Source organism: Pseudomonas sp. Pseusp9 (assembly GCF_059491265.1).
Genome location: NZ_CP168500.1, coordinates 6277329 through 6300476, shown reverse-complemented (window position 1 = coordinate 6300476; position 23148 = coordinate 6277329). Strand labels below are relative to the sequence as shown.

General features: G+C 61.2%; 15 protein-coding genes and 1 pseudogene. 3 read left to right on the top strand and 13 right to left on the bottom strand.

What is annotated here, in order from left to right:
- Window positions 1-174: 174 nt before the first annotated feature.
- Complete coding sequence (locus ACEN8E_RS28790; RefSeq protein ID WP_495590757.1) at window positions 175-1848, top strand: putative bifunctional diguanylate cyclase/phosphodiesterase; 1674 nt, start codon at window positions 175-177, stop codon at window positions 1846-1848.
- A gap of 122 nt (window positions 1849-1970) precedes the next feature.
- On the opposite strand, the gene ACEN8E_RS28785 is transcribed toward ACEN8E_RS28790, so the two are convergent.
- On the bottom strand, window positions 1971-3368 hold the full coding sequence (locus tag ACEN8E_RS28785; RefSeq protein WP_495590756.1) for a NorM family multidrug efflux MATE transporter: 1398 nt from the start codon (window positions 3366-3368) through the stop codon (window positions 1971-1973).
- A 158-nt stretch (window positions 3369-3526) separates the two neighbouring features.
- Between ACEN8E_RS28785 and ACEN8E_RS28780 the strand changes: the two genes are divergently transcribed.
- The gene (locus ACEN8E_RS28780) at window positions 3527-4447 is read left to right on the top strand and encodes a LysR substrate-binding domain-containing protein (RefSeq protein ID WP_495590755.1); all 921 of its coding nucleotides are present in this window, start codon (window positions 3527-3529) and stop codon (window positions 4445-4447) included.
- A 112-nt stretch (window positions 4448-4559) separates the two neighbouring features.
- On the opposite strand, the gene ACEN8E_RS28775 is transcribed toward ACEN8E_RS28780, so the two are convergent.
- From ACEN8E_RS28775 to ACEN8E_RS28725, 11 genes are read right to left on the bottom strand one after another with little or no spacing between them, the layout of a single operon-like run.
- Window positions 4560-6032 carry a vWA domain-containing protein gene (locus ACEN8E_RS28775; RefSeq protein WP_495590754.1) on the bottom strand — a complete coding sequence of 491 codons (1473 nt, stop codon included), beginning with the start codon at window positions 6030-6032 and terminating at the stop codon, window positions 4560-4562.
- Window positions 6033-6088: 56 nt separating this feature from the next.
- Window positions 6089-6595: a hypothetical protein gene (locus ACEN8E_RS28770; protein ID WP_495590753.1), complete on the bottom strand. Its 507-nt coding sequence runs from the start codon at window positions 6593-6595 to the stop codon at window positions 6089-6091.
- A gap of 4 nt (window positions 6596-6599) precedes the next feature.
- Complete coding sequence (locus tag ACEN8E_RS28765; protein WP_495590752.1) at window positions 6600-7337, bottom strand: OmpA family protein; 738 nt, start codon at window positions 7335-7337, stop codon at window positions 6600-6602.
- A 34-nt stretch (window positions 7338-7371) separates the two neighbouring features.
- Window positions 7372-8916, bottom strand: a complete 1545-nt coding sequence (locus tag ACEN8E_RS28760; RefSeq protein WP_495590751.1) for an SUMF1/EgtB/PvdO family nonheme iron enzyme — start codon at window positions 8914-8916, stop codon at window positions 7372-7374.
- Window positions 8906-10129, bottom strand: coding sequence for an ABC transporter permease (locus ACEN8E_RS28755; protein WP_495590750.1), 1224 nt, complete (start codon window positions 10127-10129; stop codon window positions 8906-8908). Before ACEN8E_RS28755 ends, ACEN8E_RS28760 begins: the two co-directional genes overlap by 11 nt.
- Window positions 10113-10814, bottom strand: a complete 702-nt coding sequence (locus tag ACEN8E_RS28750) for an ABC transporter ATP-binding protein (RefSeq protein ID WP_495590749.1) — start codon at window positions 10812-10814, stop codon at window positions 10113-10115. Before ACEN8E_RS28750 ends, ACEN8E_RS28755 begins: the two co-directional genes overlap by 17 nt.
- A gap of 10 nt (window positions 10815-10824) precedes the next feature.
- Window positions 10825-12804, bottom strand: coding sequence for a vWA domain-containing protein (locus ACEN8E_RS28745; RefSeq protein WP_495593405.1), 1980 nt, complete (start codon window positions 12802-12804; stop codon window positions 10825-10827).
- 11 nt (window positions 12805-12815) lie between these two features.
- Entirely contained in the window at window positions 12816-13838 is a 1023-nt protein-coding gene (locus tag ACEN8E_RS28740) for a hypothetical protein (protein ID WP_495590748.1), read from the bottom strand.
- Between the two features lie 3 nt (window positions 13839-13841).
- Complete coding sequence (locus ACEN8E_RS28735) at window positions 13842-16553, bottom strand: putative virulence factor (RefSeq protein WP_495590747.1); 2712 nt, start codon at window positions 16551-16553, stop codon at window positions 13842-13844.
- Window positions 16550-19615, bottom strand: coding sequence for a virulence factor SrfB (locus tag ACEN8E_RS28730; protein WP_495590746.1), 3066 nt, complete (start codon window positions 19613-19615; stop codon window positions 16550-16552). Before ACEN8E_RS28730 ends, ACEN8E_RS28735 begins: the two co-directional genes overlap by 4 nt.
- Before the next feature lie 17 nt (window positions 19616-19632).
- On the bottom strand, window positions 19633-21009 hold the full coding sequence (locus tag ACEN8E_RS28725) for an SrfA family protein (protein ID WP_495590745.1): 1377 nt from the start codon (window positions 21007-21009) through the stop codon (window positions 19633-19635).
- 199 nt (window positions 21010-21208) lie between these two features.
- Here ACEN8E_RS28725 and ACEN8E_RS28720 point away from each other — a divergent pair.
- Window positions 21209-21550, top strand: a pseudogene (locus tag ACEN8E_RS28720) (DUF4432 family protein); the annotation flags it as partial.
- On the opposite strand, the gene ACEN8E_RS28715 reads toward ACEN8E_RS28720, so the two are convergent.
- Entirely contained in the window at window positions 21547-23040 is a 1494-nt protein-coding gene (locus ACEN8E_RS28715) for a YifB family Mg chelatase-like AAA ATPase (protein WP_495590744.1), read from the bottom strand. The pseudogene ACEN8E_RS28720 and the gene ACEN8E_RS28715 overlap by 4 nt on opposite strands.
- Window positions 23041-23148 lie beyond the last annotated feature (108 nt).

The window sequence follows — 23148 nt, the reverse complement described above, 5'->3', positions numbered from 1 at the left end:
CTATCTGTAATTGCCGGTTTTGTTACTTTCACGCAGGATGCGCAACGAATTTGCGGCTAATGTTCGTAATTCCAGATACAAAGGGCTCGTTTTGACAACTGATGTCATTGTCATTAGTTATCGGAACGGCATAATGCCCGTCGCCTACATCTTTGCAGAGTCTAGGGAGCTAGCTTGTCTACGCCTGTCGAACCCTTGCGTTTGCTGCTACTGGCCGAAGAGCCAGCGTGGGCAGCGTTGTTGCGCGAGTGTCTGGCTCCTATGGGGAGCTCGGTCGTGCTCATCAGCGCACCGAGTTGGGAGTCGGTCAGCAGCCTGTTTGATGACAACCGCAGCGCGGTGTTATTGACCATCCCGCAACTTCAACCGGCGCCGGGCCGTTGCAGCCTGCCGACGGTGTTGCTGCTCGACCATGAGCCGCTGATCCCGCCCGACGGTGTGAGTGATTGGCTGGTGCGCGACTTGCTCGATCCCGGCATGTTGCGCCGCTGCCTGCGCCATGTGCGCGAACGTGGCGTCCTGGAAAACACCCTGCAACGCCTGGCCGAGCAAGATCCGCTGACCGGCATCGCCAATCGCCAGGGTTTCCAGACGCTGCTGACAGCGCGGCTGGCCGAAGGCGACGGTCGTGGCCTGGCCCTCGGTCATCTCGACCTCGACAATTTCCGTTACGCCAACGACGCCCTCGGCCATCAGGCCGGTGACCGCCTGATCCTGCAAGTGGTGGCGCGGCTCAAGAGCCAGCTCGAGGTTGGCGATCAACTGGCACGCCTGGGCAGCGATGAATTCGCCCTGCTGATCGACACCCGTCGCGCTCCCCAGCGTGCCGAGTGGATGGCCGAGCGCATCAGCGAAGCGCTGGCCGAACCTTATTGGGTCGACGGCGAAAGCCTGTTGATCGGTTCCAGCCTGGGCATTGCCCACGCCCGCGCTCAGGCCGGCGCGGACCCGCTGATGTGGCACGCACATATCGCCATGCAGCAGGCCAAAAGTACCCAGGGCTGCACCTTTCACATTTTCAACGAACGCATCAACCGCAATGCCCGCAGCATCGCCGACCTCGAAACCGAGCTGCGCCGGGCGTTGCGCCGCGATGAGCTGGAATTGCATTACCAGCCACGCCTGAACCTCGAGGACGGGCAAATCGTCGGCCTCGAAGCCCTGGTGCGCTGGCGTCATGCCGAACGTGGTTTGTTGCCGCCGAGCGAGTTCGTGCCGCTGGCTGAGCAAAGCGGTCTGATCGTGCCGCTGGGCTACTGGGTGATTTCCCGGGCCTTGCGCGACATGCAGGCGCTGCTGGAGCTGGGTTTGCCGCCATTGCACATGGCGATCAACCTGTCGTTCCGGCAGTTTCAGGACAGCCAGTTGCTGTCGACCCTGAGCCGCCTGATTGCCGAGCGCGGCGTCGAGGCGCAGTGGCTGGAATTCGAACTGACCGAAACCGCCGTGATGCGCCGCAGCGATCTGGTCAAGCAGACCATGGACGCCCTCGGGCGCCTCGGTGTGCGCTTCTCCCTCGACGACTTCGGTACCGGGTTTTCTTCCTTCGTGCACCTCAACAGCCTGCCGATCACCTTGCTGAAGATCGACAAGAGCTTTGTCGGTGGCATGGAACAGCGTGAGGAAAACCGCAAACTGGTGCACGCGATGATCAATCTGGCGCACAACCTCAACCTTGAGGTGGTCGCCGAAGGTGTGGAGACACCGGAGCAATTGAAGCTGTTGCGCGGGTTTGCCTGTGATCAGGTGCAGGGATATCTGATCAGCAAGCCATTGCCGCTGGCCGAGCTGGTGGAGTATCTGACGTTTGGCTCCAGTCAGCAGTTGCCGCTGGAAATCGTGGGCTGAGGCCGCCACGCAACCCTGTAGGAGCGAGCTCGCTCGCGATAAACCCGAGAACGCCGCGGGGTACCTGCCAACCAGCGTTATCGTTGACGATCATCGCGAGCGAGCTCGCTCCTACAGGGGACTCAGTCAGGCTGAACGACTTCGAAGCGCTGCTCGGATGTCGTGTCGCGCTTGATCATCCGCTTCATCTTCCACTCAAACCCCAGCGTCAGGCTCACCGCCGCACACGCCAGGCCCAATGCCAGGCCCCACCAGACGCCCGTTGGCCCCCACTGCAAGTGGAGCGCCATCCACCATGCGGCCGGAGCGCCAATCAACCAATAGCAACCCAGACCGACGAGGAACGTGGTCTTGGCATCCTTGAGCCCGCGAATGCAGCCCATGGCAATGGTTTGCACGCCGTCGAACAACTCGAACCAGGCCGCCACCGCCAGCAGGCTCACGGCGAGGTTGATGACATCGGCAAACGCCGGGTCGTTGTGGTCGAGGAACAGGCCGACCAACTGGTTTGGCAGCAGCCAGAAGACCATGGCGAAACACAGCATCGCCGCCGCCCCGAAGGCAATGCCAACCCGCCCGGCCAGCCGTGCGTCCAGCAGTTGCCCGGCGCCGTAGTGCTGGCCGATGCGCATGGTGATGGCATAGGAAATACCCGCCGGGACCATGAATGCCACCGAAACGATTTGCAGGGCGATCTGGTGTGCACCCAACTGCGTGCTGCCCATGGTGCCCATGCACAGCGCGGCGAAGGCAAACAACCCGACTTCCACCGCGTAGGTGCCGCCAATCGGCAGGCCCAGACGCCACAGTTCCTTCAGGTACTGCCGGTTCAGCCGCGACAGGCCCTGACGCAGCGGATAGGCCTCATAAGCCGGATGCCGGCGAATGTGCCACGCCAGCGCAAGCGCCATGAGGTTGGCGACAATCGCCGTGACCAGCCCGATGCCCATCAGCCCAAGTTTCGGCAGGCCGAACATCCCGGTAATCAGTGCATAGTTGAGCAGGAAGTTGGCCACGGTTCCGCCCAAGCTGATGACCATCACTGGCGTCGCACGGCCAATGGCGCTGGTGAAGCCGCGCAGGGCCATGAAGCTCAGGTAGCCGGGCAGGGCGAACGGCAGGAAGATCAAGAACTGCCCGGCCATCTGCACGTTGCTTTCGGTCTGGCCGAACAGCAGCAGTACCGGTTTGAGGTTCCAAAGCAGCAACCCGGCGACCAGCGCCATCAGCCATGCCAGCCATAACCCGGCCTGGGTCAGCCGGGTGGCCCCGACAATATCGCCGGCACCCTGACGGATCGCCACCAGTGTGCCGACTGCCGCGATCACGCCGATGCAGAAAATCGACACGAACGAATAGGTTGCCGCGCCGAGCCCGCCACCGGCCAGCGCCTCGGGACTCAGGCGCGCCATCATCAGGGTGTCGGTGAGGACCATCAGCATGTGCGCCAACTGCGAGGCAATCAGCGGCCCCGCCAGCCGCAGGATGGCCCGGAGTTCAGTACGTGCTGGATGCTGCATGGTCATCACGCTCGATTATCAAAGGAAACAGGAAAGCGTCGATTCTCGGCGCTCCGGGGGGATTGCACAAAGGGATAAAAAGGATGGGTAGCATGAGTCAGACTCATGCTAGGGAGTTTCTGGTACGGTAGCCGGATTACGCTATAGGAGCTTTCCTCATGTCTCGTCGTCTTCCTCCCTTATATGCCTTGCGCGCATTTGAAGCGGCGGCGCGGCATAGCTCGTTTACCCGCGCCGCCGAAGAGCTGTCGATCACTCAGAGCGCCGTCAGTCGACACATTCGCACGCTCGAAGAGCATTTTGCCTGTCGGTTGTTTCACCGCAGCGGGCGCAACTTGCAACTCACTGAGTCGGCGCGGTTGATCCTGCCGGGTATTCGCGACGGTTTCACCGCGCTTGAGCGCGCCTGCAATACCTTGCGCGCCGAAGACGACATCCTGCGCATGAAAGCCCCGTCGACCCTGACCATGCGCTGGTTGCTGGCGCGGCTCAGCCGTTTTCGGCACCTTCAACCGGGCAATGAAGTGCAGCTGACCAGCGCCTGGATGGACATCGACTCGGTGGACTTCAATCAGGAGCCGTTCGATTGCGCCGTGATCCTCAGCAACGGGCATTTCCCGCCGGACTGGGAGGCTACTTTGTTATTTCCAGAGGAACTGATTCCGGTGGGCGCGCCGAATCTTCTGAACGATCAGCCTTGGGACGTCGCACGCCTGGCCAGCACCGAACTGCTCCACCCAACGCCCGACCGTCGCGACTGGCGCAGTTGGCTGGAACGCATGGGCCTGACCGGTCAAGTCTCACTCAAGGGTGGTCAGGTGTTCGACACGCTGGAGCTGGGGATGATCGCCGCCGCCCGAGGCTATGGCGTGTCCATGGGCGATTTGTTGATGGTGGCTGAGGATGTTGCGCAGGGACGTCTGAGTTTGCCGTGGCCGACAGCAGTCGCCAGCGGTGAGAATTATTACCTGGTCTGGCCGAAAACCCGTCCTGGAGGTGAGCGTTTGCGCCGTCTCAGCGTTTTCCTCTTGGGTGAGGTTCGGGCCATGGAATTACCGGCGGTCGAGCACTTGAGCTGAGTCGAAATAGCCTTGTGCCGTGATGTTGACCCGTTTCGTTGAGGCGCCACTGAGATAGCCATCGCGAGCAGGCTCGCGAATGGGCTCATCTCAATTCAGCATCTTTCCCAAGCTAATCACACTTGGCATTGCTGGATACTTCCCTGCTCGCCTGTTTCAACAGATTACCCAACTCAGCCGCATTGGTGCTGTTGTAAACCCGGCCGCCGGTGTTTTCAGCGATACAGCGTGATGTGCCGCCAACACCGATTTTCACCACGTTGACCCGCAGGCGCGGTTGTTCCCTGGCGATTCGACGGGATACCGCGCAAACGTCCTGCCCGCAACCGTCTTCACCGTCGACGAACATCACGATAACCGCATCGTTATTGCGCCCGTCGACGGTACTCGCCGCGTGGGCCAGGCTGTCGGCCAGCGGTGTTCCGTCGTCGGGAACCAGGCCTCGAATTCCGTTGATCAGCCGCGGGCGGTCGCCGAACTTGAACAGACCCTGGTCCGGTGTTCTTTCGCAGCCGGCGAAGGTGATCAGGCGTGTGTCGATCTTCGGGTCCAGCCCGTTGATCATGCCGGCCAGCGAGTCCTTGGCGATGTCCATGCGGCTGGGTCTGGCGGTAAGCCGCATGGTGCGGTTCGGGTCCAGGAGCTTGTTGATGTCAGGACCGTAGAACCAGTCCTCGTCGGCTTTCACTGACTTGATGTTCAAATCCATGGAGCCCGAAGTGTCGAGCACCACCACGAACTGCGGAACCTCTGACTTCGGCGCTGTTTTGCGGCATGCGAAGTTGTCCAATGTCGGAGGTGGTGGCGGGGCAGCCACTACCGGTTTTGGTGGTGGAACCGGTTTGGGTGGCGGGACCGGCTTGGGTTCCGGTGCCGGTGCCGGTTTTGGTGGCGGGACGGGCTTGGGTTCCGGTACCGGTTCTGGCTTGGGTTCTGGTGCCGGAACAGGTTTCGGTTCCGGTTCCACGACAGGCTCGGGGACAGGCTCAACCGGTTTCTCAACCGGCGTCACCACCGGTGCCACAGGCGCTACAGGTGGAACCACGACAACCGGCTCACGGTGCAGGAACCACCAGAGCCAGAGTGCCAGAAGCAGCAACAGCAGCGCGAGCAAGGCCGCCGCGATCCACCAGCCACGACGCGACGGCGGCAGGACGGGCACGGCCGGCACCACCGGCGGCACGATCGGTTTGGGCGGGCGCTGGTTCCAGCGCACCACCAATGGCTCACCATTGAGGCTGTAGAGTTTGTCCAGCTCAGGCGTGCCGAGCAGGCTGCGCAGGTCATCCGCTACCGTCGGTTGACCGCGTTTTTGCAGTTCATCCGCCAGCAGTCCGAGGGACGTCTGACGTACTTCATAGGTTTCCAGCAAACGTCGTTGCGCGTCCTTGTTGAGGTCGGCATAGGGCGTGGGTTGGCCGCCCAGTTCGGTCCACCATTCCAGCACGTCGCCGCTGCCCATCCGCGGGATAGCAAACAGACTGGCGACGGTCGGCGGAAAGTGTTTCTGGATGAGGGCGACTTTGGCTTGCAGCGCACTCATCCCCTCCGATGTGGCTTGCGCATCCCTGATGACCCGCTGCATGACGACGATTCCTGAAAAAGTGCAGGCATCCATCGGGATGCTTGCGGGGTGAAAAGTTACTCTTCGTAGCCGAGGCTGAATTGCAGCTGATTGACCTTCTTCTGCAACACTTTCAGCTCTTGCTGCTTGGCCGCCAGCGTCGCTGGCGTTGATTTGGCCGTTGGCGCCGCTTGCGAAGCCTTGAGCTGCTTCTCGAGGTCGGCAATCTGCTTCTGCACCTGGGCTTCATTGCCACGCCGGGCCTTGAGCGAGGTCAGCAGTTTCGCCAGCGACTGATTCAGCGCCGCCTGGGCTTTCTGCTGGCTGGCCAGATCGGCCTTGGTGCTGAGTTGCTGGGCCTGAATGTTCTCGTACACCTGACGGAACATTGCGTTTTGCTGCCGGGACTCGCTCAGGGCCAGTTCCTTCTGCTTGACCTGATCGCTGTAACCACCGGAGTAGTCGCAGTTCATCTTGGTCAGCATGCTGCTGTCGCGATTGGTCGCATCGCATTCGCCGGGCTGGCTCGCGCAACCGCTCAGGGCCAGGACGGCAGTGATGACTATCAGTTGTCTTGGCGTCATAGGCTTAACCCAGGGTGATTGCGGAGCGTTGGCTGTACAGAGCGTCGACTTCCTTCTGCAGGCTGACGACTTTCTGGTTCATTCTCTGAATGTTCATCTCCACTTGCCTGATCTCGGCGCTGGAGCCTTGTGAACGCTCGGCGTCTGCCACTTTGCTGTACTCGGTGACTTTGGTACGCATGTTGGCAAGGTCTTTGCGCAGGCGCGCGATGTCCGAGTCGATTCCGGCGATTTGCGCCTGAGCCCTGTTCCTGTCGACTTTCTTGTTGGCAATGTCCTTTTTGATCTGGGCAATTTGCGCATGGTCATCATTGATCACTTGCTGAGCGGTCGCAGTCCGGGCGATCACGTTCTGCGTGTCTTGCTGGACGTCGCTGTTCATCTTCGCCAAACGGGTGCTGGTGTCGGCGTATTCGGCGCGACGTTGATCCAGGTAATAGTTCGCGCCCATGGCCACGCCACACGCGGTAATACCGGCGGCGATGACGCATACGGTTTTGTTGTTGCTGTTGGACAGCGCGCAAGCGAGGATGCCGACACCGGCGCCGACGGCGCAGGCCTGGTATCCGGACTTGCTGAAGAACTCTGCGTCATTGCCCTGGGTCAGGCGCGGGTCGGCACCGCCGCCTTCGCCTTCGCCCAGCATGGAGCTGCCGGTGTTGGCGCAACCGCTCATCAGCAGGCTGCCGGCGACTACGAAAGCGATCTGTAGCTTGAAGCGAGTCCAAAGGCTGCGCGACATGGTGAAACTCCTGGGTAACGGTGTTGATGCATTGTTATTGAGTGACGGTCTTGCAGCTGGTCAGCCAGGCTTCAGTGTCGATTTTCTGCTTTTGCAGGAACGCCTTCTGATTGGCCCAGTGGGTGCGCAAGTAAGGTTTGAGGTCTTGCAGCTGTTTGTTGCGGGTGATGATTTCTTCCATCACCGGGACTTGCGTTTCAAGCAGTGGCTGGCCGTACAAGGTAGCCGATTCCACCAGGCTGCTGGCGTAGTAACGGCTGAGTTTGTGCAGGCGATCCTTTTGCTCCTCGAGCTTGCCTTTACGCATGTCGCAACTGGCATCTTTGTCTGCGCTTTCGCAATTGAGCTTGTAGTTCTTTTGCAGGAAGTCCACGTACTGGCCGTCGTCGAGCATCTTGGTGCACAGGAACGCACCCAGGTTGAGGCTGGCGCGGATCGCCTGGTCGCGGGTTTCTTCCTGTTGCTGGTTGCTGGCGCGCAGCTGGTTCTCCAGGGCCTGGAGCTTTTCCTTGAGCGCTTTGTCTTCGACGCCCGAGGCGAGGTTGTTCAGCGATTGCACGGTGCCTTTGTCGGCGGATTCGGTTTCTTTGCTGCCGGTGCCGAGTTTCTTCCAGCTGCTTTCGATGCTGGCGACCCGTTCGCGAGAGGTGAGGGTCGGGGAGACCAGCACCAGTCGCAGGCCGGTGGTCTTGTTTTTCACCTGGCCTTCGGCGTTGTAATACGGCTCTTCCTTACGCAATGCCGTACGCAGGTCGGCCTGCGCGGTCAGGTAGTTTCCGCCACGGACGACGTAGCCGCCGGCCTGACCGTGCTGGCGGTCGAGTTTGTTCAGGCGAAACGGCTCGAAGATCATTTCGTCGACGTTACCGAGCATGTCATGCAGACCCAGCGGGTTGGGCTTTTGCAGACCGGTCAATTGCACTTTGCCGTTGGACGATTGCGCCCCGGCGAACCACTCGTAGGCGTTGATGCCGTCTGGCATCGGGTAGTGCGTGTCGCGGAATTCAGCGGCACCGACTTCCAGCCCGCCGCGCGCGGCGAACTCCCATTCGACTTCGGTCGGCAGGCGCAGGAAACCCTGGGCACCGTCTTCCTTGGGCAGCTTGCCGGCGGCGTTTTTGCGCAGCCACAGGTTGTATTTGTCGGCGGCCTCGATGGCTTGCACCCAGCTCACCGCCGTTTGCGGCAAGCGCATGTTGGTGGCGGCGGTGGGGCAGGTTGCTTCGGTCAGCGCGGCGTATTGCAACTGACTCATCTCGTACTTGGCCATCAGGTAATAGCGGGACTTGTCGTTCTTGGCCCCGGTAAAACTGCCGGCGATAAAGGTCGGACGGGTCTGTTCGACATAGCCGTATTCCGCACCGTCCTGACCGATGTTGATCGGGTAGTCATCCAGCGGACCTGCGACCGGAATGAACACCTTGCGAAACACCATCGAGCCTTCGCAAGGCATCGGCAGCACGACGTCGCCAGCCTCGGGCATCGGGTTGTAATACTTCTCTTCCCAGCCTGCCGCCGAGGCGTCGAGCAAGTAGCCGAGGCTCAGGGGTAACAGCAAGCCAAAACGTTTATAGCTCACGCAGACTCTCCGCAGGTTGGATGTTGATGGCTCGCAGGGCGCCGATCATGGCCACCAATGCAGCGACCAGAAAGGTCAGGAGCAGGGCGGCCAGGCCATGCCAGACAGTGATGTGGCAAACGAAGGTGCCGGTGGCCTGGCTGCTGCCGAGCAGGTAGTCGAACAAATGACTGCCCACGGCATAAAACCCCAGCCCGCCCACGTAGCCGGCCAGACTCAGCAACAGCGCTTGCAGGACCACGAAACCGCCGACAGCCCTGCGTTTGAAGCCCAGCAGACGCAGGACCGCCAGGCTTTTGCGTTTACGGTCGATGTTGGCCAGGAACGCGCCGACCATCGACGCCACGCAGCCGATCAGTGCCGCCACGGCGATCACACCGAAGATCAGTCCCAGCACATGGTTGATGGCTTTGACGTTGTCGATGTCGGCCAGTCGGCTCGACGTTTCGATGTGTTGTTCGTTGAGCCAGTGTTCCAGCGGAGCGACCTGATCGATGTCGCGTGCGTACACACGGGCGCGGGCATACAGCGGTTGTAGATTACCCTGAGGCTTGCCGGTGGTCACACCGAACTCACTGACCTGATAACCGTCGCGAAAGCGCTCCAGATCCAGCAACAGCGGCGGGGCGACAAACCCGGCAGCGCGACCGAAGCGGGCACCGTCGAGCACGGCCAGTACCGTCAGCGTCATCTCGCCGCGTTCATTGGCACCTTCCAGGCGGCGCAAGGCCCGCAGTTGCACGCTGTCGCCGGCCTTGGCCTGCAAGCGTTGCGCGGCGCTGGCGCTGAGGATCACCTGATTGCCGACGGGGTTGAGTGACGCCAGGTTCAGTTGTGGGTCGCCGGGCTCGGTGGCGATGATTTCCGCGCCTTCGACAAACCGTTGCATGCCGATCAGCAGGTCAGCCTGGGTATTGAGCGAGCGGGTCTGGCCGAGGGCAAAACCGGTCTCGGGACGCAGGCGTAAACGCTCGATCCAGGCCGTGTCGTAGTTGCCGTTGCTGAGCATCTTCACTTCAAGGTTGCGCGGGTCGCGCAGCAGTTCGTCCTGCAGCTGACTGACCACCCCATGTTTGAGCCCGAACAGCAGCAACAACGGCGCGATCACCGCCACCAGGGAGGCGGCGATACACAGCGAGACCTTGCGGTCGTGCCAGAGGTCTTGCAGTGCCAGTGAGCCCAGCAGGCGCAAGCGATCAGTCCATCGGTTCAAACAGAGTCTCTCCCTGATGGCTGATAGCGCCGAGTCGCGGCAAGCCGAAATCCTTCAGCAAGGCCCAGTCATGAGATACGACGAGTGCACTCAGGCCCATGCTCGACACCAGGCTCAGGAGCAACTCGAACAAACGCCGGGCGCTGTGAGGGTCGAGCGCGGCGGTCGGCTCGTCGGCCAACAGCAGCAGCGGCTCATGGGCAATTGCCCGAACGCAGGCAACGCGCTGGCGTTCGCCAATCGACAAGGCCTGAGGCTGTTTATCCAGCAACCCTTGCAGGCGCAACACGTCAACGGCGTGGTCGATGTGATCGCTTTTTGTGTGCATCCCGAGCAAACGGCGCGGCAGGCTGATGTTGTCCCGCACGCTCAGGAACGGCAGCAAGCCGCCGCTCTGCAAAATGAATCCCAAATGCCTTGAACGCACCGCTGCAAGAGCAGGCTGGTCGTCAGTGTTCAGCAGTTGGGCGATATCCTGAGCGTGCGTCGGGCCCAGCCGGAAGCGCTCGAGTTCCACCGGCGCGAGCAACAGGCCGATGGCTTCGAGCAACGTGCTTTTGCCGCTGCCGCTCTCGCCGGTGATGGCGAGGATTTCCCCGGCGCCGACCTGCAAGTGCGGCAGTCGCACGTGATGGGCCTGTGCGCCTTCACCACGGCGCACCAACAGGTTCTTGATATCGAGCATGGACGTCTCGTTAAGGCATCATTTCCAGAGGCACGGGGTAGACGTTGTCCCGCGCATCGCTGTCTTTGGCTAAAGCTACCCAACGGTCGACATCAGCGTTGTAACGCTGGTAATGCCGCAGTTTGGTGTTCAGCGTGCGGATGAATTTTTCTTGTGCCAGACCATCCCAGCTCTTCCAGGTCTCTTCATCCAGGTTCAGCACTTCACTCTGATAGGGCAGGTCTTCGAGGTATTCACCTAGGACGCCCATGTCCGCCAGCTTGGCGTTGCTATTCTGTTTGAGCTGATTGGGATCGGCGCCCATGGTCGCCGCTACCGAGCGCAGGCGATTGAACATGTCCGTCGGCGAAATCAGGCCTTCGTTGGCGGCATCGAGAATCTGCTTCATCACGTCGCTCAAGTCGCTGAGCTGTGACTTGGTCAGCAGCACCCGCACGTCGGTGGTCGGGACGTTCTGCTTGATCAGGTCGCGGTCGGTGATCCATGCCTTGAACACTGGCGGGGCTTTGCTGTTGGTCTTCTCGCCGAGATAGGCGAGTTGCATGGCGTGGCCGATCAGCGCCGCGTCTTCGAGCATTTTTTTCTCGGCCGGGTCCTGCTTGGCGTTCGCCGCACTGCCAATGGCGTCTTCGCCCATGTAGGCGGCTTTGACTTGTGTAGTGATCGCCCCGGCCAGTGCGTCGACCTTGCGCCCGAATTCCTGCACATCGCCAGCGTTCACCGGGTAGTACAGCGAAGTGTTGGTGCCCGGGTAGGTCGACAGGTTCTGGTACTGCGCCTCGGCCTTGGCGTGGTCCTTGGCTCCGGCCGGGGTTTTCAGGTGCAGGGTGTAAATCGCCACGCCCGGGTTGGCGGCTTCGATACGCACCTGTGCAGCGCTCAAACCGGTCTTCGACAGCTTGTCTTCGCCTTCGATGGCGCCCGCATCGGTGATCAGCACCACGTAGCGTGCACCGAACTGGCTCCAGTCGACCTTGTCGATGCTCTCCATGACGCCGGCAAACGAGTCTTCATCGAAGCTGCTGCTCGACACGGTGGCCTGCTTGAGGTCTTTGATCCTGGCGAAAAAGTCGGCGCTGTCTTTCACCTTCGTCGGGTCGGCGTACATCCTGGTGGTGTATTCCAGCCCCGGCACCGCCTGGGTGTTGGAGCGGAAGGCCACCAGGCCGAACTTGACCTGCTTGCCGAGATTCTGCGCTTCGATCTTCTGGTAAACCTTGCGGATCGCCTCGCGGGTGCGGTCGATGTAGGGGTCCATCGAGATCGTCGAGTCGATGACAAATACCACGGCCGCACTGAATTCCTTCAGCTGGTTGGCCTTTTTCTCTTCGGCTTCCTTGCTGCTGGCGGCGCTGTTTGCAGCACCGCCCTTGGCGTTCTTGTCATCCGGCTTGCTGACGGAGGCGACGTTGAGCAGGCGCGTGCGGAAACCGCTTTCGGTCATGACTTCTTCGCCACTGAGCACCGGCAGCAGGTAGAACTGCTTTTGCAGGTCGACGAAGTATTCAGGTTCTTCAGCCAGTACGCCCGGTGCCTGCTGGCCCTTTTTCAGCGTGGCCCGCAGTGGTGCGACTTTGCTGACCGGGTCCGGTGCATCAAGGATGCCTTCGACGGTGGCGCGGTCCTTGAAGAACAGCAGCCGGTCGCGGTTGGCCGGGTTGGTGAAGGCCAGCGTCAGCTGCATCTTCCAGTCGGTGGTGCAACTGGCAGGCAGCCAGCCAATGGTTTTACCGTAACTGTCGGGGCCGACTTTCAGCCACTCGGCGTTGTTCGCTTGGGCGCGCTCGTACACATAAAAGCGGCTGAAGACTGGTTGTGCGTCGCCTGCCACACCGCCCGCCGTCGGGCTGACTGTGCAGCCTGGCGTGGTCAGCACGCGTTGGAACAGGGTCTTTTTACCGGCCTGGATCAGCGGTTTGTCATCGGCCTGGGACAGCGGGCTGATGCACAGCGCCAGTAATGCGGCACCGCTCAGCAGGAATCGACTCATAGGCGAACGCATCACTTCTGCAACTCCTCGAAACGCTGCTTGGCTTCGGCGTTGTTCGGATCCTGGGTGAGGATGGTTTCATACCAGTAGGCGGCGGTGGCGTTGTCCGCGGCGGGGAAGCACTCGCTGGCCTTCAGGTATTTAGGGTCGTATTCGCGGGCATAGGCGTTGGCGATCAGCGCGTCACCGGCCTGGGCACGGTTGGCGTACAGGCGCTGGGCGACGCCGCAGTGCTTGCCGGCCTTGGCCTGGTTGATGATCTCCAGCAACCTGGCACTGTCGGGTGCCGCTTTGATGCAGGTCTGGACGAAGGTCAACTCGGGCAGGCTGTTCATGCTGTCGAGGGTGCAGGCTTGAGCGTCGGCGCCGGCAGGTACGGCGGCAGTGGCTGCAACTGCAGGGGCCGGGGGACGTTTGTAGAACCAGAATCCTGCGCCCGCCGCCAGCAGCAACACCACAATCAACAGACCGATCAGGCCTTTGTTGCTTTTCTTCACCGGTGCGGGAGGCGGCGTATAGGCGGGCTCGGTGAGTACCGATTCCAACTCCACTTCTGGCTCGAGGGTGGACAGGGTCAGTTCAGGCAGCTCCGGGATCTCAGGGATCTCCGGTGCCGGTGCGCTCGGCGCCGTCAGTTCGGCACCGCCGTAAGTCGAGCGCGTCTGGCCGCCGGCCGTGGACGGCAGCAGGCCGACGCCTGGCCGAACCACGCCTTTGTCGGCGTGACCTTGGCTCTGTTCGCGCAGTTCGATCTGGAATTGCGAGTTGGCGCCGCCTTCCAGCAGCGGGTCGACCACGTCCGGTCCGACCTGCGTTTCCAAAGCGTCGCCGTTGTCCGTGAGGATGAAGCGCGAGACCTTGAACCAGAATGGATTGTTGCTCCAGGCCTTGTGGTCCTGAAGGTAAAAACCGTCCTGGTTGCGCTGAATGGAAAACTCCAGCTGTTGCTCGCCACCCTGCCATTTCTTCACAGTGAGGCGGGCCTGGCCAGGCATATTGGGCTCTAACGCGAGCAGGTCGACACGAATTGGCATTGCTTATCTCGCTGCGAAGGCTGCGAGCACTTGGCCCAGCCGTTCGTTCTGTTCAGGGGTGATTTCACGTCCGGCACCATGGCCGGCATTGTCCTGCGTGATGTAGGCCAGGCCCGAGAGCCAGTCGCCCAGGTACCGTTGCGCCTGATTGGACGGTTGCGCCGGCAGTACGGGCACTTGTCCCGGGCCAATGTCGGTGTAGAACGAAAACAAAGGCGCTTTGGCACCGGCGCGGCTGTTCGGCCGCTCGCTCACCGGCTTCTGGAGGTAGCCGAACCAGGACACGAAATCGCGCAGCACACGTTGCACTTCCAATACCTGGCGTTCGACCAGTTGATCGCGCCGCGCACCACTTTGTGCACGCTTGAGGACGGCGCGGCTCAGTTGTCCCGGCAAATCCTGGCGATAGCCGGCGGTGATCAGTTCATCGACCACCGCTTCCAGCAAGGCCTTTTCCAGCCCCAGCAGGTTGAGCAGGCTTTGCCGGGTGGTCAGTTCACGCAGGTGCGCGATCCAGGCCTTGAAGGCCGCTTTGGCAAAGCGGTGCTCGTTACTTTGCAGTTCAGGCGCCGGGGTGCCGGTTTTGCTGCTGACTGGCACGTCGTGGCTCAGGTCGTCGCTGAAATCGAAATCGAAACCGGCGTCGTTGCCGTACAGGCTCTGGCTCGGTGTCGGGGTGGCCGGTTCGTCGTTCACGGCCGGCTCGTCATCGGTTTCGTACACGCCGCTGAGGTACAGGTCGCGCACCTCTTCGCTCGGCATGTCGAGTTGATCGATCAATTCGCCAAGCACCGCCGGGCGACGGCCCAGACCCGTCAGAATCATTTGTGCCTTGGCTTTCTTGGCGGCTGCAGCGCCGTCGCCGTCAGCGTGGTACCAGGTGCTCAGGCCATGAGTGGTCAGGCCTTCGAGGCACTCGCTCAATTGCTCGCGGATGCGCTGCAATTTGAATTCGATATTGGCCACGCCTTTGAAACTGTCGCTGAAGTGGCTGATACCACCGTCATCGTTGCGCAGCATTTCTGTCCAGGCGTTGACCGGGTTCTTGATGTGTTTGCACACCAGAGCGTTGCTGGCGAAGCTGGTGCCCAGCGCACTGACACGTTCCTGATAGATGGCATTGAGACCGGTTTCCGCACCGGTCGCGTCTTGCCCGATGAAGGCTGCGTCCATACGAGGTTTGCGCACCAGGTAGGTGTTCTGGAACGGTGTGCCGGCCCAGTCGTTCATCCAGCTCAGGCTGCCGAAACGCTCCAGCATGGTCAGCTTGACCATGCCGTTCCAGCTCTCGTCGTACTGATCAGGCGTCAGGCTCAGGGAGTTGGTGATGCGCAGGTCGAGCATGGTCAGCGCCCAGATCAGGCCGGTATCGCGCTTGCTGCGAGCGGCCGAGTCGGCGCCCTGGGTTTTTTCGATCCAGCGGGTCAGCACCGGGCCCACGTCGTTGACGTCGCTCTGCTTGGTCGAACTGGTGCAGACCACCAGTGCGTTCATTTCCTGGTTGTCGGTATAGCGTTCGAACAGGTAGGCGACCTTGCCGCGCAGGATCAGCTGGGAAACGGAGTTGTCCTTGGCGGTCGATTGCGGGTCGTTGGAATCGGCGATCTCGTGCAGCTTCTGGCGCCCGCGATAACCTGGGAAGTCCAGCAGGTCGACCTGATTGACGATGTCATCCACCGGCGCTTCGATCAGGCGGAAGGTCATTTCGGCGGTCAGTGCCGCCAGTTGCGCGACCGCAATTGCCTGACTGTTTTGCAGGCGATCGCCCACCAGCGGTCGAACATCGATCGGCAAGTCCAGCGGGCTGCCGAAGCGTTCGAGGATGTCGACGTTCATGATGCTGTCGCGCTGGCTGTAGGTGTCGTTGTCGAAATTCACCAAGGCCTTCAGCGGTGCGAACACGGTCTCGGGCAGACCCAGCTTGTGCAGCGCGCCGGCCAGTTGCTGGTACACGCGCGTCAACTCGCTTTGCTCGCCCCAGAGAATCGAAAACAGCTCGGCCCGTTCCTGGAAATTCAGGCGTGGCGCCAGTTGCAACGCTTTCGGCCAGTACAGGTGCTCAAGCTTCTTCACCGAATTGCGGAAGTTGTCGCGCAGGTAATCCCACAGCGACACCAGATCGTCAGCATTGACCCCGGTTTGCAGCGGCCCGGTTTCACGGCCTTCGAACGGTTTGAGCACGCGCTGGATGCGCTCTTCGTCGATCTCGTAGGAAATCCGTTCAAGGTCGAAATCCTTGAACCAGGCGTTGGCGAGAATCTTCGCCAGCTCGATTTCCTTGAACAGAGTGAGTTCTACCGGGAAGTCATTGTCCTGACTTACCTTCGCCCGACGGCTGAAGCGGGTTACCAGGCCGGTGGCTTCCTTGCCGCCACCCACCGGGTTGATGTGCTTGATGAAGTCCAGGCGATGGTCACCGAACTCGGTTTCCAGCTTGCCGTTCTGACCGGCGGCGAGGGCCGAAATCAGGTAGGACTTGCCGGCCTGGGACAAGCCGAAAAAGCCAATGGTCATCGGCGTGCAGGCCACGCGACCGAGGCTTTTGGCCAGGTTGCGGGCGCGGTGCAGGCGGATGTTCAGGTTGTCGGCTTCGCTGTCCAGGCGCGGCGCATTGCCGCGCGTCTGGCCTATCCAGTCCAGCGCCTGACCGGCGCCTTCATAAACAGCGGCCCAACTGGCAGAGAGCTGAGTTTGATCGGGGGTCAGGTCATTCATTTGCGTTTCACACTTCCACTGTCGAGCCAGTACTTGGTCTCGCTCAGGCCGGCGTCGAGCATGGTGTTGAGTTCCAGCTCGAGGTCGCTGCGCGGGTTGAAGTTGACGTTGTTGCTGTTGGATTCGATGTCGCGAACCGAGAGGCGGTCGCTGACCAGATCCTGCTTGCGCGTGTATTTGTCCGCCGGTTTGACCTCGAACCGCACCTTGAGCAGCGGCGCGCTGCCGTTTTCACCGATTGCCCGGGAAAACTTCTCCCGACCCGCCTTGGTGAACCGCAAGGTGTACAGCGGCGAGGCGGCCCAGCGGTCGGCGGCCAACTGGCGGAAACCGAGGCGCAGATCGCCGCGCATTTCCAGCTGTGGCGTGTCGGCGGCGTCGCCCGTGCCGATTTCCGGCAGCTTGATTTTGTAGTCTTCGGACTGGATGTCGCGGTACAGCACGTCGGCATCCTTGATCACGTTGTTCAGGTCGATGACGCCGATGTGCTTGACCGTCGAATACGGCTTGAGCGCCGATGCCCGGAAGTAGAAGTTCGGCACGCTGTGGTTGGCGCACAACAGGCAGAGCATGGCGCCGACCGAGGCGGTGCTTTTCGGGTCGTCGATCCGGCCGTTCCTGTGAAACGGATACCAACCGCCGGTGCGGTAATTCTGCAGCGCCAGAATGCGCCCCGGTGGCAGTGGCAACACCTTGCGAATGAACGCCTGGATGCCGGGCAGGCGCGAAGGGCGGCCGGTCAGCAACAAGACATCACACGGGTAATGCGCGACCACTTCACACAGCGCACCAAGGATCTTGGTGATGTTGATCTGGTCGTTGAGGAACGCGGCATGGAGCTTTTGCAGGTCGAAGCTGATCGGCGCGGCATACAGGTCGAAACCGCTCTGAACGCCGACATCGCGACGCACGGCGGCATTGACGTAGTCGAGCACGGTCTGGCTGATTGCGTTGTCACCGAGCAATTGGCGGTAGCTTTGCGGGATGACTTCTTGCGGGACCTGCGGATCGTAATGCTCGTACGCCTTGAGTAGCGCCAGGCCCAGCGGGGCGAACACCTGGAGGTTCAATTGCTGGCGCAGGATCATGTCCTGGGCACTGACCGACTCATCGCCACACAGCCGTGACATCAGTGAGCTCGGGGCTTTCACGCCGGCGTTCTGCAAGGCTTTTTCGAAACTCGGCAGGATGAAGTCCTGAATCACATCCAGCAGGATGTCGTCGCCGGCCACTTTGAAGCCATCGCGAAAACGCTGTTCGGGCACGATGTGTACGTTGCTGCCGCTTCCGGTATTGCCCGCGCGGTCGAGGCGATAGTCGGTGATCACCAGGTCGGTGGTGCCACCGCCGATGTCGATGGTCGCGAGGGTGATGCGTTGGCGGTCGGCCTTGTCCGGCCGGGCGATGGTGTCAAAAAACTCTTCCGGGTGACCGGCGAAGTTCTCGTTGACCTCGGTGTACAGGTACACCAACTGGCCGCAGGACGCTTCGTCCCATTCCACGCGGATACTCGGGATCGGCGTGCGCGGGCTGACGGCCTGATCCTGGTGTGGATCTTCCTCGCCGGAATGCCAGCCGAGGCTTTTCCATACCAGGCCGATGGCTTGCAGCATGCGTTCGTTGAGGATGCTGCGCTCGGCCTGAGGCATGCCCGGCGGCACGGTCAGGGTAATGCTGTTGAGCTGGCGCGGCACGCGGGTGTGACCCTGGCGCGAGCGCTGGGCCGGGCTGTTGATTTGCGACAGCGCCTGGGCCAGCACTTCGGCGAGCATGAAGGTCATCAGCGAGCTGCGTGAATAACGCGGCATGAACACCGGCAGACGATCGTCTTCTTCGAGGCTGTATAGCGCCTCGCCGGTTTCGTTGATCAGGTGCGAGAACGGTGCGGCGGTGGCGTACGGCTCGTTGTCGGTCTTGATGTACGAGCAGTTGAAACGCCAGCCGTGGCCATAGGCGTTTTCGTCCCACAGATAGCGTTTCGGGCTGGACAGGCCGGTGGAGCCTTCGGTGCCGCGACGACGACTGGCCAGACGACTGGCCTCATTGCCGACGCGGGCAATCGTCGCCCATTGGAACGCATCGTGACGGCCGCTCTTGACCGAGCAGTGGTCCTTGCCGAAGTACGCCTGGGCGAACTCCACGCGGCTTTCAAACGGCAGGTTATAGGTGTGTTCGGGGGTGATCAGGTCGCGCAGTTCCAGCACGTAGTTCTGTTTCAGTCCGGAGCCGGCCTGACCGTGGTTTTCGATCAGGATGCCGCAAGTGCGCGAGTTGCCGACGTCCAGCACCAGGTCCACCGGAATCGGTTTGACCAGGCCGTTGCTGTCGTTGGCGACCACTTTCAGCTCGGGGATTTCAACTTTCGCCCGGGCCTTCGACTGTTGGGCGGCTGACGGTTTGCTCAACAGGCTGAGCAAGTTGAGATAGTGCGCCAGGTGATGGTTGGCGCGGATGTCGATGTCCAGCTCTGCGCGCGAACGGTGGGCATTGCCCTCATTGAACACTTCCAGCAACCACTCGTTGACCCACGGCTGCGCCAGAAACCAGCGGGTTTCGCTAGCCTTGGTCGCCAATTTGAAGGACACGCCGGAGCTGATGTCTTCTTCGTTTGGCGCCAGATATGCAGTGCCGTCACGCTTGGGCATCACACGGCTGTCGAACGCCATCGTCAGGCGGTGGGTGTTGCCGTCGATGTCGGGAGTCGCCAGTTTCACCAGGCGCATGCGCGACCAGTTGGTCGGACCTTCGTCGAAGCGATACGGCGGCATGAAGCGGAAAAACGGGGTCGGCAGCCAGATACCGTCGAGCAAATCGAGGCTGCTTTTCATGTCGACGCTGAACGCAGGTTTGGCTTTTTCGACCTTTTCCGGCTCGGGCTCGTAGAAAAAGAAGTCTTTCTCTTCGTTGTACGCCAGGCGGCAGATCAGCCCGCTGATCATCGGTGCGAACTCGCCCGCCGGTTCCTTGCGGGGATCCAGGCGCAGGGCGAAATCCATGAACTGGATGCCGGTGTCGCTGACCAGCGTGACGGTGTCTTCGAATTGAGTGACTTCAGGCAACATGTCAGGTTATTCCGTTTTTATTCCGCCACTTGCCGCATGGACATGGGGAATTGTTCTTTTCCGTAACCGCCGGTGCAGTCCGCGACCGTGGTCGCCCCTTTGCGGCAGTTGACCTTGGGCATGTCGTAAGTGCTGCCATCGCCGCATACGGCCTGGCCCTGGCTGTCGATGGCCAGGCTGCCACCCTTCATAGTAGCGCTCACCGGCCCACTGCATTTCGAACCGTCGGCCTGGTGCACGGTGACTTGGCCCTTACCGTCCTTGAGCTGGTATTCCAGACGCAGCGGTTTGCCGGTTCGGCGATCCTGAATACCAGCTCCTGCGCTGTACTGACCATCGAGAAACCTGGCGGCACCGTCGGCGGCGTCTGGCGGGATGCTCAGGGGAGGGCCGGGTTTTGTGGCGGCGGATTTTTCTGCCTCGGGCGGTGTGACATCCGGCGGCGCGGTTTTGTTTTCGGGGGGCGCGGTTGGGGATTCGGCTGCCGGGTTTTTGGCTGAGTCTTTGGCTGGGTCTTCGGCCAAGTCGGCCGGTGCTGCGTCTGCCTCGTTGCCTTCGACTGCCGGCGCCTCCACGTCATGGGCTCCGGTCACGGCGGTACCGGTTCCAGTGCCGGAGCCTACAACGGTGCCTGTCACCGGGACGCCATTCAGCGTCGTGACATTGCCGGTCAGTGGCGGCTCTTCCAGTTGTTTTTCTACCGGCACAACGCCATCAGGCAGCAAATCTACCGCCACCAACGGAATCGGGACGCACCCTCGCAGACCGAGCAACAGCCACAAAAGCAGCAGAAGCGGCAGCAGCAACAGCCACCACCAGCGACGCCACCATGGACGAGCAACCACCGGCGCGACGGGCGCAACAACAGGCGCTTCGACCACGGGTGGCGGCGTGAACGCAGGCGGGACCTGATAAAGGCAGTGCAGGGGATCGCCATTGCCGGTTCCGGCATGCTCGAAACCCCAGAAGGTCAGCACTGGTTTGCCTTGCACCAGATAGACGAAGTTTTCGTCCGGGAAATGAATCACGCGCTTGAGCAGCTTGCCGAACACGGCTTTGTCGCCTTGCTGCTGTTCAGCGGAGTCTGTACCCAGGAAACGCTGGCTCAATTCTTCGAGCGCGGTCTTCAGAGCTTCAAGCTGGCGGCGGGCAGGGGCGCGTTCTTCTTCGGTCGCGCTGCTCCACGGAATCACATCGCCGTCGAGGGCGCTGTACCAATCGATCTGGTTGCCGAGTTCATCGCTCTGAGGGATGGCCAGATGATCGACCAAATCGGGGTTCTTGCGGCGAATGGCTTCGCGCAATTGCAGGGCCGCCCGGTAGACCGGCTGACCTGTTTCGCCGAGGGCCGTGAATGACCCGCTCTTACCGCTGCGTAATAGTGCCCCGCGCATTCAAACTCCATACGATCCGTTGCGCAAAAATGACAGACAAATGTGTCTGTACTTGCTCCTGCATTTAGCGGGCGACCTTAATATCATAATGATATCGCCGCCAAACTGCCGGAGGTTCAAACCTTATGAGACTAACGTAAGCGTGCGGAGGTTGCATAAAGTCAATTTTAATTGGCTTGAGAAGGCTCGGGTGTGGGCTTCCAAAGGTGATCTGTCGGACTGGCAAACCTGCCGCGCGCCGACCAAGGACTATGACGAGACGGTTTACAACGTGGTGCCGTATGCCGATGCCAAGGGCTATGTCACGGGGCTGGAGCCGGGAACGAGCTGTTCCTGCAACCGCCGGTATCAGCGGCCATTGAACCTGGTGCCGACGATTGGGCCGAAGGAACACAAGCAGTTCCGCATCAGTTACGGCTTGCTGGCGGATAAGGCCGCTGTGGATAAGGCCTTCAGACAGGTGTGCGAGATTCAGGGTGGGCGGGAGACGGAGGTGCGGCAGACGCCGTTGGTTGACCTCACCAAGGGGGGCGCTGACTAGAGTGTTGTCGGCCGATATTGCAGCGCCTCGGCCAAATGTTCGCGTCTGATCCCGTCGACTTGTTCAAGGTCTGCCAGTGTGCGCGCGACCTTGAGCAGTCGATGGGCTGCTCGCAACGACAGAGTTAAACGCTCGCAGGCGGATTCCAGCCAGTTTTCATCGGCTGTGGATAACTTACAGTGCCGGCGTAGGCCTGGCAGGTCGAGGAAGGCATTCGCGCAACCTTGGCGTTTGTTTTGCCGCTCTCTTGCATTGGCAACCAGCTCGGCGGCGGTAGCTGTATCGTCGCCGGGTTTTAACGCAGGATTCAGCGCCGTGGCTTCGCGTGCAACCGTCAGGTGCAGATCGATGCGGTCCAGCAGCGGCCCCGACAGCTTGTTGCGATAGCGTTGAACCATGTCCGGCGTGCAGGAACAGCGGCCGCTCGGTTCGCCGAGATATCCACAGGGGCAAGGATTCATCGCCGCGACCAGTTGAAAGCGTGCCGGGAAGCGTACGCGGTCCTTGGCGCGGGAAATCACGATGTGGCCGGATTCCAGTGGCTCTCTCAACACCTCCAATACCTTGCGATCAAATTCCGGGAGTTCATCGAGGAACAGTACACCGTGGTGGGCGAGGGTGATTTCGCCCGGTTGTGGTTTCGAGCCGCCACCCACCAGCGCCGGGCCGGAGGCAGAGTGATGGGGTTGGCGAAACGGCCGCTGCGGCCAATGGCTCAACGGCGAACAACTGACGACCGACTGAATCGCCGCCACTTCCAGCGCTTCACTTTCGGCCAGCGGCGGCAACAATCCCGGCAAACGGCTCGCCAACAGGGTTTTCCCCGTTCCCGGCGGTCCGTTGAACAACAGGTTGTGAGCACCAGCGGCAGCGATCAGCAACGCTCGCTTGGCTGCGAGTTGTCCCTGCACCTCATTCAAGTCGGGATAAGGTTTGCTGGCGTAGAGCAGGCCATTGGAGACATAAGGCTCAATCGGCGTATGCCCATTGAAATGCGCAACGGCCTCAAGCAAATGATCCACCGCAATCACTTTCAGTCCCGAGGCCAGGCACGCCTCTTCAGCGTTAGCTCGCGGCACCATCAACCAGCGCCCGGCCTTGCGTGCCGCCAGCGCCGCGGGCAAAACCCCTCGAACCGCCCGCACGGCACCTGACAGCGCCAACTCCCCAAGGCATTCCGCATCATCGAGCGTCAGCGTAGGCACCTGCACACTGGCCGAGAGAATCCCCAGGGCAATCGCCAGATCGAACCGCCCTCCATCCTTGGGTAAATCCGCCGGTGCCAGATTCAACGTGATCCGCCGCGCCGGAAATTGCAGCCCCGAATTGATGATCGCGCTGCGCACCCGATCCTTGCTTTCCTTCACCGCCGTCTCCGGCAGGCCGACCATCGTCAGCGATGGCAAACCATTGGCCAAGTGGACTTCAACGGTGACAGCGGGGGCATCCACGCCAATCTGGGCGCGGCTGTGGACGATGGAGAGGGACATGGTCGTTCCTTGAGATGACGGAGAGCCGCTTCCTGCGGGCTTTTGAAGGGTAGTCGGGGGAGACGAATCCGGTGGGGTGGGTGAGGGGGCAAACTTTCGCAGGATGTT

Excerpts from the sequence above, each read along its gene's own strand:
- ACEN8E_RS28745 (WP_495593405.1), bottom strand. The coding sequence starts at position 12,804 with ATGAGTCGATTCCTGCTGAGCGGTGCCGCATTACTGGCGCTGTGCATC.
- ACEN8E_RS28715 (WP_495590744.1), bottom strand. The coding sequence starts at position 23,040 with ATGTCCCTCTCCATCGTCCACAGCCGCGCCCAGATTGGCGTGGATGCC.
- ACEN8E_RS28740 (WP_495590748.1), bottom strand. The coding sequence starts at position 13,838 with ATGCCAATTCGTGTCGACCTGCTCGCGTTAGAGCCCAATATGCCTGGC.
- ACEN8E_RS28770 (WP_495590753.1), bottom strand. The coding sequence starts at position 6,595 with ATGACGCCAAGACAACTGATAGTCATCACTGCCGTCCTGGCCCTGAGC.
- ACEN8E_RS28775 (WP_495590754.1), bottom strand. The coding sequence starts at position 6,032 with ATGCAGCGGGTCATCAGGGATGCGCAAGCCACATCGGAGGGGATGAGT.
- ACEN8E_RS28725 (WP_495590745.1), bottom strand. The coding sequence starts at position 21,009 with ATGCGCGGGGCACTATTACGCAGCGGTAAGAGCGGGTCATTCACGGCC.
- ACEN8E_RS28765 (WP_495590752.1), bottom strand. The coding sequence starts at position 7,337 with ATGTCGCGCAGCCTTTGGACTCGCTTCAAGCTACAGATCGCTTTCGTA.
- ACEN8E_RS28785 (WP_495590756.1), bottom strand. The coding sequence starts at position 3,368 with ATGCAGCATCCAGCACGTACTGAACTCCGGGCCATCCTGCGGCTGGCG.
- ACEN8E_RS28735 (WP_495590747.1), bottom strand. The coding sequence starts at position 16,553 with ATGAATGACCTGACCCCCGATCAAACTCAGCTCTCTGCCAGTTGGGCC.
- ACEN8E_RS28780 (WP_495590755.1), top strand. The coding sequence starts at position 3,527 with ATGTCTCGTCGTCTTCCTCCCTTATATGCCTTGCGCGCATTTGAAGCG.
- ACEN8E_RS28750 (WP_495590749.1), bottom strand. The coding sequence starts at position 10,814 with ATGCTCGATATCAAGAACCTGTTGGTGCGCCGTGGTGAAGGCGCACAG.
- ACEN8E_RS28730 (WP_495590746.1), bottom strand. The coding sequence starts at position 19,615 with ATGTTGCCTGAAGTCACTCAATTCGAAGACACCGTCACGCTGGTCAGC.